General features: G+C 48.1%; 10 protein-coding genes. 1 reads left to right on the forward strand and 9 read right to left on the reverse strand.

What is annotated here, in order from left to right; all coding sequences use genetic code 11:
• Positions 1-49 precede the first annotated feature (49 nt).
• The 3 genes from ACO05Z_RS18020 to ACO05Z_RS18030 form a co-directional block, all read right to left on the reverse strand.
• Entirely contained in the window at positions 50-490 is a 441-nt protein-coding gene (locus ACO05Z_RS18020; RefSeq protein WP_421903565.1) for a MarR family winged helix-turn-helix transcriptional regulator, read from the reverse strand.
• A gap of 47 nt (positions 491-537) precedes the next feature.
• Positions 538-969, reverse strand: a complete 432-nt coding sequence (locus ACO05Z_RS18025) for a bacteriohemerythrin (protein ID WP_421903566.1) — start codon at positions 967-969, stop codon at positions 538-540.
• A 90-nt stretch (positions 970-1,059) separates the two neighbouring features.
• Complete coding sequence (locus ACO05Z_RS18030; protein ID WP_421903567.1) at positions 1,060-3,720, reverse strand: cobyric acid synthase; 2,661 nt, start codon at positions 3,718-3,720, stop codon at positions 1,060-1,062.
• A gap of 158 nt (positions 3,721-3,878) precedes the next feature.
• On the opposite strand from ACO05Z_RS18030, the gene ACO05Z_RS18035 reads away from it, so the two are divergent.
• Entirely contained in the window at positions 3,879-4,247 is a 369-nt protein-coding gene (locus ACO05Z_RS18035; protein WP_421903568.1) for a cupin domain-containing protein, read from the forward strand.
• On the opposite strand, the gene ACO05Z_RS18040 is transcribed toward ACO05Z_RS18035, so the two are convergent.
• The 6 genes from ACO05Z_RS18040 to lepA form a co-directional block, all read right to left on the reverse strand.
• On the reverse strand, positions 4,219-5,211 hold the full coding sequence (locus tag ACO05Z_RS18040) for a hypothetical protein (RefSeq protein ID WP_421903569.1): 993 nt from the start codon (positions 5,209-5,211) through the stop codon (positions 4,219-4,221). The two genes, ACO05Z_RS18035 and ACO05Z_RS18040, sit on opposite strands and share 29 nt — an antisense overlap.
• Positions 5,212-5,331: 120 nt before the next feature.
• Positions 5,332-6,204: a radical SAM/SPASM domain-containing protein gene (locus ACO05Z_RS18045; protein WP_421903570.1), complete on the reverse strand. Its 873-nt coding sequence runs from the start codon at positions 6,202-6,204 to the stop codon at positions 5,332-5,334.
• A gap of 66 nt (positions 6,205-6,270) precedes the next feature.
• Positions 6,271-7,365, reverse strand: a complete 1,095-nt coding sequence (locus ACO05Z_RS18050) for a tetratricopeptide repeat protein (protein WP_421903571.1) — start codon at positions 7,363-7,365, stop codon at positions 6,271-6,273.
• Between the two features lie 96 nt (positions 7,366-7,461).
• Positions 7,462-9,759, reverse strand: coding sequence for an ATP-binding protein (locus tag ACO05Z_RS18055; RefSeq protein ID WP_421903572.1), 2,298 nt, complete (start codon positions 9,757-9,759; stop codon positions 7,462-7,464).
• Positions 9,760-9,902: 143 nt separating this feature from the next.
• Entirely contained in the window at positions 9,903-10,505 is a 603-nt protein-coding gene (lepB, locus tag ACO05Z_RS18060; protein WP_421903573.1) for a signal peptidase I, read from the reverse strand.
• Positions 10,506-10,578: 73 nt separating this feature from the next.
• On the reverse strand, positions 10,579-12,384 hold the full coding sequence (lepA, locus tag ACO05Z_RS18065; RefSeq protein ID WP_421903574.1) for a translation elongation factor 4: 1,806 nt from the start codon (positions 12,382-12,384) through the stop codon (positions 10,579-10,581).
• Positions 12,385-12,755 lie beyond the last annotated feature (371 nt).

A 12,755-nucleotide genomic window follows, 5' to 3' on the forward strand; every position in this document is an offset into this window, starting at 1 on the left:
TATTTGTATATACATGTGTATATGCAAATGAAACTATAAAAAAATATACCTATGCGTCTTCCAATTTGCGTCCGGCCTCAAAAACAGAGGAGGTCAGCAGCTTACCTTCTTCTTCGCCCAAAATTTCGCTGTACCGCAGATAAAGATTCTTCCATCCTTCAGCAATGGATTCGCGCAATGCCTCACCAGCCTCGGTGGGATACACTCTTGAAAGCTTTCCTTCAGTCTTACGTTCCACAAAGCCCTTCTTCTGCAAACTGTCCACAAAACGGGTCACTGTTGAGGGAGCAAGATGCAGAGCTGCGGTAAGATCCTTCTGAATAATTCCGGGCTGTTCATTGACCAGCATCATCAAAAAAGCATGTGCCGGGGAAATTCCTGTCTCTGCAAATGCTTCATCCGCAAGCCTGCCAACAACACGGGACAAGGTGTTAACCGTGAAGAACAAGCAGTTGCTGAGGTAGTCTGATATTTGTGGCTGGTCAGTCATTTGCACATACAACTATCAACCATGCCCGTGCCAGTCAAGCAACAAAATCATTCTTTTATGTTTTCGGACCAGTCTTTGGTACCGCCCTGCTTGACAAATTGAACAATCTTATAATCTTCCCGCAAAATGTGCTCAAGCAACCAACTGGATATCAATTCTTTTATGGTTTCAGGGGTAACCTCCTCATAGTGAAATCTGGCTGCCCGTAATGATTTCACACTCCCTTTAAGCTTTGCATGAAGCTGGCGATGCTCCTGAATATGGGGATATTCAATCTTCTCCATATACTTTTCTTCAGCATTAAAGTGCAGGACAGTATATTCATGCAGCTGGCCCAGCATCCGGTCTACAGCAGTATCCTTCTCGCCCTTTTCAAAAGCCTCAAGAACATCGTTAACCATGCCTATCAATGATCTATGCTGTTCATCAATCTCTTCAATCCCCAGATTCAAACCGTCATGCCACTCAATTCTGGTCATGCTTCCCCCTCAACTACAGATATATGCTCAATTATCGAGACCATACACCATTTAGTTAAGCTGTGCCAATAATGCACAGCAAAGAAACATCTATTTTTTCAAACCAAGAGCAGCATACACTGCATTCATATCCACACTCTCACGCACAACTGCAGCAAGACGGTCAAGCCCTTCTTCCATATTGAAAATCGACTGCACCTTGCCCAGCTTTGCTAACCCCTTGCGCACACGCAGGGAATCCACAAACCAACGCCGGAATTCATCGGCATCAAAAATGCCATGCAGATAAGTCCCCCAGATCAGACCGGACTTGGAACCGAACCCCAAAGCCTTGGAAACCGGAACGCCCCCGCTGATCCCCTGCGGCACAATAGCCGCCCGCACTGTGGGCAATAAAGGCTCGGTCTTACCGTGATGAATCTCATACCCCACAACTTCCAGCTTACTCTGGGAATGCATGCCTGTTGTGCGGGTCAGGGTCTTTTCCGGTGCAAGAGTGGTCTGCAAAGGCAGCAGGCCCAGCCCTTCGGCAGAACCGCCGGATTCAATTTCATCCGGGTCGCTGATGAACTGTCCCAGCATCTGGAACCCTCCACAGATGCCCACAATTAGCGCTTTATCGCGCAACCCTTTTACTGCATCAGCCAGACCTGACTCACGCAGATGGGCAAGATCGGATAGGGTGGATTTGCTGCCCGGTAAAATAATGGCATCGGGAGTACCGAGGTCTTCAACCCGGTCCACCACCCGCAGGTTCACATCCGGCTCACCCTTTAGGGAATCAAGGTCAGTGAAGTTGGAAATACGAGGAAGGTCAATGCAGACCACATCTACTGAGTCCTTGCGCTTTCCTTCTGAACCTGACTTTTTCAAATCTTCTTTAAAGGAGACAGAATCCTCATCCGGCAACCCGAGATTACCGATATAGGGAATGGTTCCCAGCACGGGCTTTCCGGTATGACTAAGGGTAAAATCAAGGGCCGGGGTCAGAAGTGAGGCATCCCCGCGAAATTTATTGAGCAGGAATCCGCAGACCAATTCCCGTTCTTTCGGCTCCAGCAAATCCATGGTCCCGGCAAGGGAAGCGAAAACCCCGCCCCGGTCAATATCCCCGGTGATAAGCACCTTGGCCTCGGCATAATCAGCCATGGCCATGTTCACGATATCGTGCTGCTTAAGGTTGATCTCCGCAGGACTGCCTGCACCCTCGATAACCATGACATCCACATCCCCGCTCAGAGAGTCGTAGGCATTCTTGACCGCTTCAAAGGCCGTAGGTTTGTACTCCACGTACTTCTTGACCTTCATATTGCCCACAGGCTTACCCATAACAATCACCTGCGAACCAATGTCACTACCCGGTTTAAGCAGCACCGGATTCATGCGCACATCCGGGGCCAGCTTGCAGGCCGCGGCCTGAGTAACCTGCGCCCGCCCCATTTCCAGACCGTCATCAGTAACAAAGGAATTGAGTGACATGTTCTGGGCCTTGAAAGGAGCAACGCTGAAACCATCTTGCAAAAATATACGGCAGAAGGCTGCGGCAAGGATTGATTTCCCGGCATTGGAACAAGTTCCCTGAATCATCAGGGCCGGAGTCTTCTTGGGCTTGGGTGCGGAAACGTCCATGCCGGAGAAGGACCGCAATCCATCAAGCAGGACCCGGTTTTCTTCTTCTGTACGCACCGCAATGCGGAAATAGGTGGAATCCAGACCGTCGAAGTTGTCGCAATGGCGTACCGCCACCCGGTTCTTAATCAAATGCTCAATCACCCCGGAAGCATCCATGCCCACCCGCTGCACCTGACAAAGCATGAAATTGGCCTGCGAAGGCAAAGCCCTGATACCGGGAACCTCCAGAATTCCCTGCGCTAATTCCTCACGCAAACGGACCGTGGTCTCAATGGTATTGCGTTCATATTCGTCATCCCGCAGACAACGCAGCCCCACCTTCTGGGCCAGAATATTCACCGACCAGCAGGGCAACACATTCTTGATCTCCATGATAATATCAGGCGAGGCAAAGGCCAAACCCAAGCGCAAACCGGGGATGGCGTAAAATTTGGTCATGGAAACAACGGTGATCACGTTGGGTGGACGCTGCCCAGCCAGACGTTCCAGCCCCGGCACAAAGTCGGCAAATGATTCATCAACCACAAAACGGGAATCAGGATGCTTACGAGCCAGAGCTTTCAAGTCCACAGGATCAAAGGCCGTCCCGGTAGGGTTGTTGGGCTGGGCCAGAAAGACCAACGCCGGAGCTGCGGAGAGAAAAGATGAAAGGGTATCAAAATCCGGGGCAAATCCGCGCTGTGGATCAAGGGGGATATGTTCAGTCTTCAGTCCGGCAAGCTTGCAGGAACGTTCGTAATCCACGTAACAGGGAACCGGGATCACCGCCCGCTTGAATCCGCCCACCCGGGCAATGGCCGCAATCAGCTCCGAGGCCCCGTTACCGGCCACACACTCAGTAGGCCAGACCGAAAATTTCTCACAGGCGGCAAGGGTAAGCTCAGAACATTCCGGGTCGGGATAGCGGTCCACTTCTGCAAGTGCCCGACTAACTTCCTGCTGCAACCATGCGGGCGGCCCCAGCGGGTTGATGTTGGCAGAAAAATCCACAATTTCCGAAGAAGGACACCCGGCCCGGTCCGCCAGCTGGCTCAGATTACCACCGTGGGTATATTTCCTTTTTTCAGCTTCAATTTCAGTAAGTTGTTCTTTTAAGGACTGCTCGTTAAAAGACTTCATACGCTCTCTCCGTTGGATGAAGGAAATTTATATTCAATGTATAACTGGAAATGGAACCGGGTTCAAATGAGACTTTAAATTTCATACTGGCGAAACAAACTGAAGCCGTATACCATCAGGAAAATTCAAAAATATCGATCTAAATCGGGAGAGACACCATGAAGTATCAGGCTATCAATTTCAAGGACAAACTTTCGAAATTCCACGAACATTGGTCCCCGCGAGTAATTGCGGAAATGAACGACTACCAATTCAAGCTGGCTAAGTTGAAAGGTGAGTTCGTCTGGCACGACCACAAAGACACCGACGAAACCTTCATGGTCATAGAAGGAGAGCTGGACATCCTCTTCCAGGATGGAAAAATTACCCTTAAAGCAGGAGAAATGTACGTTATCCCCAAAGAAGTTGAGCACAAACCCGTTGCTGCAGAAGAATGCAAGGTCATGCTTATTGAACCACGCGGTGTTGTAAATACCGGGGAAGCTGAAGGCGGAGAGCTTACTGCTGAGAATGATGTTTGGGTTTAAAAGCTCTGTGTACATGAGCCAAAAGCTGCCGACCCTCAACCTTCGGCAGTGAAGCAGGAGCACAATCTCTCTGCATTGCCCGCATCAATAATTTCGGAATTTCCTTCATATCCTGATATTCATATACCCCGTCAAACGCCACATAGCTTCTGGCTGCGTGTTGACTGGCAACTACGGGGATGCCAGCCCGCAACAATTCGGGAATCTTCGTTAATGCTCCTGCACCGACATCTTGATGCAATATACAGGCATTGCACTCTGTCAAAAGCTCACTCAGTCCAGCATCACTTACTCCACCTAAAACATTTACTATCTCAGGCACGTTCTTACAGTCAAAAAACCGGTCCACACCGTATCCGGCCATAACAAGAGGTATATTTCCTCCTGTGATCTCAGGCCAGTTATTAATTAACTTCTTCATTCCGAATAGCGTCGGCGGATTGTAAGCTGTCCCCATACAAAGACAAAATTTTTTCTTTGACTTGCGGCGGGCAATACGAACTTTTGCCAACATGGCTTCGCTATCCTCAGAGGGGAAATATGGATAATTATAACATTCAACGCCATTATTTCGAAGAAACCAAGCATCTTCGTGGGATATGGTCAGGCATAAGGAAGATTTTGATACAACATCCACTTCTTCCTGCAACAACTCCCATTGCGGTTTTATCTGCATTGTACGGGGTAAAAATGATTCGATATTATGAATGACTGATATGACTGGGATATTCCTATCTGCAAGAACCTGCATTGTTTTCGGGAAAAAAACAGGATCATCGACAACAGCACCTTTGATACTGGCCTCTATAACGGCTTCAGATAGGTTCTGATCCAAATCTAACTGCGAAACAATATGTTGATTGAAGCCATAAAGCGAATCAAAATCCTGATCCGGAGAGAGCAGCGCCGATGTCAACGGACTCTTCATCGCTCTTTTATAAAGAGAAAGGTCGGCAAGCTCCACTCCGACCCCAGCCAAGAGTTCAGCTATCTGCCTTGTCCGCCTATTCCCGCCGTGTCCGCCTGATATTGCAGCGAATCTCGTTATATAAGGATACTCAGGTAACATTATTTTGCTCTAGGTTTAGGGGGCATAAAACCCGGTACACCCCTTACACAACTCCAGCTCATCCTTACGCCCTTCCTTAAAGGCCCGGATCATTTCCAGACGAGTGGGATGGGCCGCGAGTTCTTCAAGGGAGTTTTCCAAAACAGAACCAAACACACCGCGTTCGTTCAGATCATTGCAGCAGACCGTGACCTTGCCTTCGGGCAGGATGACCAGATTCTTTTGCAGCAAAAAGCAAACCTCGCCTACCCGCTGCTCGGCAATTACCCGGTAGCCGCTGTCATCAACACCTAAGTCGACACTACCGTCCCAATTATGTGGATTACGCACGCTGACCTTATCTGCCAATTGCAGAAGTGCAGCGAATTCCGGGTCTATTTCACCCCCGGGAAGCCCTTCGGCCGGGATCATGCAAATTATCTCAGTCTGCACTGGTTCCTTGGCCCGACTGTTAATATCTATGAAGGTTTGCACATTACGCCGGACCACATCCCACTTTGCGCCCTTACGGATGGATTCAAATGCAGCAGGAGAACCCCCGTCAATGCTGAAACGGACCTGTGTAACCGCCCTGCTGCGGCAGATTTGTTCGGAAACTTTGGGAGTCAGGAGCATACCATTGGTCAAAAGACCGATAGTTACTGAGGAAGGAATGGACGGACGATGGCGGCGAATTACGGAAAGCATCCCCGGCAGATCGGGGTGCAGCAGGGTTTCACCGCCATTATGCAGGTCAATACGCCGCAGATTCTTGAACACCCCGTTGCCCAGTTCCTGCATGACCTTTTCAAGCACCTCACGGGACATGACCTTGCGTTCCTTACCATGGTCCAAAGAACACCACTGACAACGCAGGTTACAGGAGGAGTTAAGCTCTAAATTAAACAAAGTTATCAATTCTGCATATAACATACCCAGATGTATTATACTAACATGCGTAACTTTAGAAGTTTTTTATTCAATCTTGCAACGCTTACGGGCAGCAATAAACTTTGGATGGGCATCAGGCAGCAGCTTGGAATAAATATCAAAAGCCCTGCGACATAGCTCGGCAGCTTCATCATGGTCACCGTGCTTCCTCTTACATTGGGCAACACGGGTACAACCATCAGCCACGGGAACAGACTCCTCGCCGTAAATAGCGACCGCCGCTGACAGAGCAGATTCATAAAGTGGAAGGGCTTCATTAAATTTGTCCGAATGCATAAAAACATCACCCAGCCCGGTCTGACATTTACTGATAATATTCCGGGTACATTCGTCAGTATCACAGGCCATGCCCAGCCCCTGCTTGAACAGGGCTTCCGCCTGCCAGTAGTCTTCAATGATCAGGGCCAGCTTCCCGGCCTCATAGATATGGACCACCCCGGCCTTGCCTGTTTCAATGCCCTTAACCAGAGCATCCATGGCTCCATCGTAATCAAGATCATTTTTTGCCAGCAGCCCCAGATGGAAATATGCATCTGCCTCACGCCGGGCATAAGCATCCCTCTTCACCTCGGACTCTTCCGCAATTCTGGTCCAGATAGCACGGGCCTCACCACTATCACCGGAGACAAGCATGGATTCTGCGGACTCTATCTCGGTTTCAGAAACCCACCCGCGCAGGATTTCCAGTTGCTCGGCAAGCCCGGAAATAGCTTTCACGGTATCTGAATACCCGGACTCAATAAAAAGTAACCGCTGTTCTGCCTCTTTTAAGGCCGCAGAGACCTTGTGGGACTCAGGGGAATCAACATCACGCAGCAACTGCAGGTCAACCTTCAGTTCCGCCACCCTATCGCGCAGGTCGTCCTCGTACTTCTCCAAAGTAAAATCCCCGCGACCGGGCATCTTCGGCTTGAGAACAGAAAAAAATACGATCAACACGGCAATGCCCGCAACAGCAAAAGCCATGATTATGAGCTTGCCTTCGGGAGTAATCGCCTCCCACCATTTGCTGGACCCCGTTGATGCAGCAGCAAATACATCCACCCCTCCGGCAAAGAGCACTCCCATTACTGTAAGGCACAGCGTAAGGATCAATCTCCTGTCAATGAATAATTTCATATTGCCACCCTCCTGCAAAACGGGATTATTAATCACTTCAGATAATAGCAGAGCAGGAAGGGGAGTCAATGGAAGTTGGAGAAAAGCCGCTTACCCCTATCTTGAATATTTGATCAAAATCTTTTCAACATCCCCAATCTGTGTGGGTTTGGGCAGATAGTCGTTCATACCCGCAGCCAAAAATTCTTCTTTGTCTCCCGCCATGGCATATGCGGTACACGCAATGATCGGAATATCTTTAGCACCCTCTCCGCCCTCTCCATCGCGAATCCGGTGGGTAGCTTCAAGTCCGCCCATTTTCGGCATCTGGATATCCATAAAAATCAAATCAAAGGCCATTTGCCCGGAATTAAGAATCTCCATCACCTCGCAACCATCACCGGCAACAGAAACATTACAGCCATACTGCTCCAGAAAACTCTTAAGCGTGATCAGGTTTACCCTTTCATCTTCAGCAACAAGGACCTCAAATTCCTTAATAGAATTCTTATCCGGAATGCCGACTGCTTCATCTACGATCAAAGGCTGGTCAACAGCCTCGAATTCCAAACAAAAATTAATAGATGTCCCGACATTAATCTCGCTGATTATTGAAAGATTCCCACCCATCAGCTCTATAAGCTTCTTTACAATGGCAAGCCCTAAGCCCGCTCCTTCATAATTTCGGGTTCTGCTCGCATCTGCCTGGGTAAAGGAATTAAAAATAGACTCTAATTTACTATCTTCAATACCGATCCCGGAATCGGAAACAGAGAACAATATTTGATGCTTGCCGAAATGCTTGCGATTTAAAAGATATGCTTCAACTAAAACAGTCCCGGAATCGGTAAACTTCAAAGCATTGCCAATCAGGTTATTAAAAATCTGATGCAACCTATTACTGTCACCAATCATTCTTGCAGGGACATTCCCCGAGATATCAACCCGCAGATCAATATCCTTCTGCACAGCAACAGGCTTGAAAAGTGCATGGACGGAATTCATAACATTAAAAAGATCAAATTCAGCATTAACTATCTGCAGATGCCCGGATTCAATCATTGTAATATCAAGTATATCACCCAAAAGGGTGGTCAGCCGCTTGCATGACTCCATTGCAAACTCGCAATGTGTTTCCTGCTTCTGGTCCATTCCGCTCATATGCATCAATTGCAACATGCCCATGATCCCGTTCAAAGGAGTCCTGATTTCATGAGACATATTTGCCAGAAATTCCGACTTCGCAATATTGGCAGTTTCGGCCTCCAACTTTGCAGCAATAAGCTTTTCTTCAACCTTTTTGCGTTCCAGAACCAAGGTAATATTTTTACTAAATAAGGACAGGATATCTATATCTTCCTCAGACCATTGCCGATGCTCTAAAACTGAATCAAAGCCGACAAATCCAACAAGACGGTCATTAAAATACATCGGCTCTATGAGCACAGACCAAATCTTCTGAGCCTGAAGGACTTGCTTATCCGGCAGACCGTCAGGCAGGGCAGCCACATCCGGGATATAGTAGGGCTCCCTTTTACAAAGAGTTCTCCAGAGCAATGATTCCGGCTCTTTTAAATCAATATTCTGCAATTCATGAATTTGCGGCTCTATGTTTTCCGCACACCATTCATGAGTGTTATCGCATACGGAAGAGTTCCCACGCATAAGAAAAATGTAAGCCCGCCCCACCCCAGTAAACCGGCAAACATCTTTCAAAGCCTTATTCAGCCCTTCATCAATCCGGTCCACGGAAAGATTGAGAAAATCCGAGGCCACTTTACTGACCAGATTTTCAAAGACGATACGTCTGGAAAGTAAGTTTTCAGCTTCTTTCCTCTTGGTAATATTCAGCGCGGTAAAGGATACACCTTTTGACCAGTCATTATCATCCAATGGTTTTGAACTCAAAATGACATGTATAATCCTACCGTCCTTACGCTTAAATCTCGTTTCAACTGATCCGGTGCCTTTTTCTTTAATCTGGGCATATTTATATTTAGTTACGTATTTAAAATCATCATCACCGGGATAAACAATACGTGAGGACTTCCCAACCAATTCCTCTCTGGAGTACCCTGTCATCTCACAAAAGAAATCATTCACCTCTTGAAAAACACGATCAACAACCAACCCGATTCCTATAGGAGCGGCCGACAACACTGTTTTCAACTGTGCTTCACGTACTTCTAAAAGTTCCTCTGTCTTTCTCTGTTTACGGCTAAACAAGGTATATGAATAGAAAACAGCACCCGTCATCATTCCGAATATACATGGAACAATAAATACTTGAGGAACTAAAGGCCTGCCCATTAAATACTTCTGGACAGCGGACAGCAGACATAAAACAAACGCCCCGCAGATGGCCGAGAATATGAAGCGAAGTACAGAATACATAAATCCTCCAGAGTAAAACATATCACCTGCCCACCGGCTATATCAACTATAATATATCCTTATTTCTTCTTCCGTAGCCCGCTAACATACACCCGCCCAAAAAACTAAAGCCCCGGTACGTTTGTACCGGGGCTTTCATGTATCCAGATTTCAACTGTGTGCGCTTAGTGCAGGATGTCACCTATGCGATCCCAGCGAACGGTCTTGGGACCGCCCCAAGACCAGTAGATAATCCACGCCTTTCCTAAGATGTTCTCTCTGGGAACATTGCCCCAGAATCTGGAATCGTTGGATCCATCGCGGTTGTCGCCCATTACGAAATATTCGTTTTCGGGAATTACCCGGGGCGGCATGTTGTCGCGCAGTGTTGAAACGTGGGTGGTATCGGTGTACTGCACGTAAGGCTCAACAAGCTCCTTACCGTTTACGAAGACCTTCTTGTTCTTGATCTCCACAGTATCACCGGGTACGCCGATAACCCTTTTAATGTAATCCTTGCTGGGGTCTCCGGGGTATTTGAAGACAATGATGTCCTGATACTCGGGGTCGCCCACCGGCACGATAACCTTCCCGGTAAAGGGAACTTTCACGCCGTAGGAAAATTTGCTTACCAGCAGATGGTCTCCGATCTGGAGGGTCTGCAACATGGAACCGGACGGAATCTTGAAGGCCTGCACAATAAAGGTTCGGATAAAGAGAGCCAATATGAGTGCGATAAAAAGAGCTTCAACATATTCCTTCACAGTGCTCTGCCATCTGGGATTCATAATTAATATCCTTATAGTTTCCTGCGCTTAACACAGGGCGGGTCGTTTTTTAAAACGTTAAGACGCTTAGTGATTAATCCTCACCAGCTTTGAGAACCGCCATAAAAGCTTCCTGCGGAATCTCGACATTACCCATTTTTTTCATGCGCTTCTTACCTTCCTTCTGTTTTTCCAGAAGCTTGCGCTTACGGGTAATATCCCCGCCGTAACACTTGGCGGTAACGTTTTTCCTGAACGGGGCCACTCGTTCCTTGGCGATGATCTTACGACCGATCGCGGCCTGAATAACAATTTCGAACATCTGGCGCGGGATCGCTCTTTTCAGCTTAAGGGCAAGTGAGCGTCCAAAAGGATATGCAGAATCCTTATGGACAATAGCTGAGAAGGCATCCACCGGATCAGTGTTGATCAGGATGTCGAGCTTTACCAGATTCGATTCACGGTAATCAATAATTTCGTAATCAAGGGAAGCATAGCCCTTGGTGTGCGACTTGAGCTTGTCAAAGAAGTCGTACATGATTTCCGCAAAGGGAACTTCATAAGTAATGATAACCCTTGAAGATGTCAGGTAACGCATATCCTGCTGGATTCCGCGTTTCTCCTCACAGAGCTTAAGAACCGCGCCAACATAATCGTTAGGCACGTGGATTTCAAGACGGCAGAAAGGTTCGGCCAGAGATTCGAGATCTCCGCCGTCCGGCATCTTGCTGGGGTTGTCGATTTCAAGCACCTCGCCATTGTTCAACCTTGCCTGATAGACAACTGAAGGTGCGGTGGCGATGAGCTTGGCCTGAAACTCACGTTCCAGACGTTCCTGAATAATTTCCATATGCAGCAGGCCGAGGAAACCGCAGCGGAAACCGAATCCAAGAGCTGTGGATGTCTCCGGCTCAAAGGAGAACGCGGTATCGTTGAGCTGCAATTTTTCCAGCGCGGCCTTGAGCGGCTCGTATTCGGCGGGTTCCACCGGATAGAGTCCGCAGAAAACCATGGGCTTAACTTCCTGAAAACCGGGAAAAGGATCTTCAACAGGATCAGCGGCGAGGGTAATGGTATCGCCCACGGGCGCATCGTTGAGTTCCTTCATGCTCGCGCAGAGGAAACCAACCTCACCGGCAGCCAGCTCTTTGGCCTTCTGCGGTTCAGGGGTGTAAACACCGAGAGTGGTTACATCAAAAGTACGTCCGGTGGAGTGGATCTGAATCTTGTCACCCTTCTTGAGAGTACCGTCCAGAATCCTGAACAGAACAACAACTCCCTGATAGGAATCGTACCAGGAGTCGAAGATCAGGGCCTTGAGCGGAGCATCTGGGTCACCTTCCGGCGCGGGAAGATCTTTGACGATTGCTTCAAGCACATCCTCAACGTTCAGCCCGGTCTTGGCGCTGATCATGATCGGGTCGGAGCAATCAAGCCCGATAACTTCCTCGATTTCCTGTCCTACACGTTCGCAATCAGAACTGGGCAGGTCCACCTTGTTGAGCACGGGCACGATTTCAAGGTCGTGGTCCAATGCCAGAAATACGTTTGCAAGGGTCTGCGCTTCCACACCCTGAGTGGAGTCGACCACCAGCAGCGCGCCTTCGGACGCAGCAAGACTACGGGAGACCTCATAACTGAAGTCCACGTGACCGGGAGTATCGATCAGGTTGAGGATATACTCCTCGCCGTCCTTGGCCTTGTACGGAATACGTACTGTCTGAGCCTTAATGGTGATTCCGCGTTCCTGCTCCAGCTCCATTTTATCAAGGTACTGGTCCTTTTTCTCACGTTCGGAAACCATTCCGGTGATTTCAAGGATACGGTCCGCAAGAGTGGACTTGCCATGGTCAATATGCGCGATAATACTGAAATTTCTTATTTTATCTAATTTAGCCATATGAAAAAAGTCGGCGGCCTCCAAGGGTCGTCGCCTTATGTTATCTTCTTTTGTCTTCCCGGTCCCGGCTTGGAACAGGGGTAAAGGGGATTCCTTATTACGGTATTTGTGAGCCGCTGTCTAATATGTAATTGAGGTCGCGGCAAGCAATAACTGGGCACTTCGAACAGAAATCAAAGCTAAGTCAATATCTTTTATTACATTCAGAAAGAAATGTTGAGATTTTATTACGAAAGCGATTGATTGACCCATCAATTTATATTAAAGAAAAAATCAGGTCTATAAAAATTGATACTGCTACTGCATTGCATTCCATGGTCAGGTGTTAATGATTTCTTTGGGTTATTGGGAAGGAGAAATCACACCGTGCA

Origin of the sequence: Maridesulfovibrio sp., assembly GCF_965230075.1 — a bacterium.
GTDB lineage: Bacteria > Desulfobacterota > Desulfovibrionia > Desulfovibrionales > Desulfovibrionaceae > Maridesulfovibrio.

Excerpts from the sequence above, each read along its gene's own strand:
- ACO05Z_RS18025 (WP_421903566.1), bottom strand. The coding sequence starts at position 969 with ATGACCAGAATTGAGTGGCATGACGGTTTGAATCTGGGGATTGAAGAG.
- lepA (WP_421903574.1), bottom strand. The coding sequence starts at position 12,384 with ATGGCTAAATTAGATAAAATAAGAAATTTCAGTATTATCGCGCATATT.
- ACO05Z_RS18035 (WP_421903568.1), top strand. The coding sequence starts at position 3,879 with ATGAAGTATCAGGCTATCAATTTCAAGGACAAACTTTCGAAATTCCAC.
- ACO05Z_RS18020 (WP_421903565.1), bottom strand. The coding sequence starts at position 490 with ATGACTGACCAGCCACAAATATCAGACTACCTCAGCAACTGCTTGTTC.
- ACO05Z_RS18030 (WP_421903567.1), bottom strand. The coding sequence starts at position 3,720 with ATGAAGTCTTTTAACGAGCAGTCCTTAAAAGAACAACTTACTGAAATT.
- ACO05Z_RS18055 (WP_421903572.1), bottom strand. The coding sequence starts at position 9,759 with ATGTTTTACTCTGGAGGATTTATGTATTCTGTACTTCGCTTCATATTC.
- ACO05Z_RS18050 (WP_421903571.1), bottom strand. The coding sequence starts at position 7,365 with ATGAAATTATTCATTGACAGGAGATTGATCCTTACGCTGTGCCTTACA.
- lepB (WP_421903573.1), bottom strand. The coding sequence starts at position 10,505 with ATGAATCCCAGATGGCAGAGCACTGTGAAGGAATATGTTGAAGCTCTT.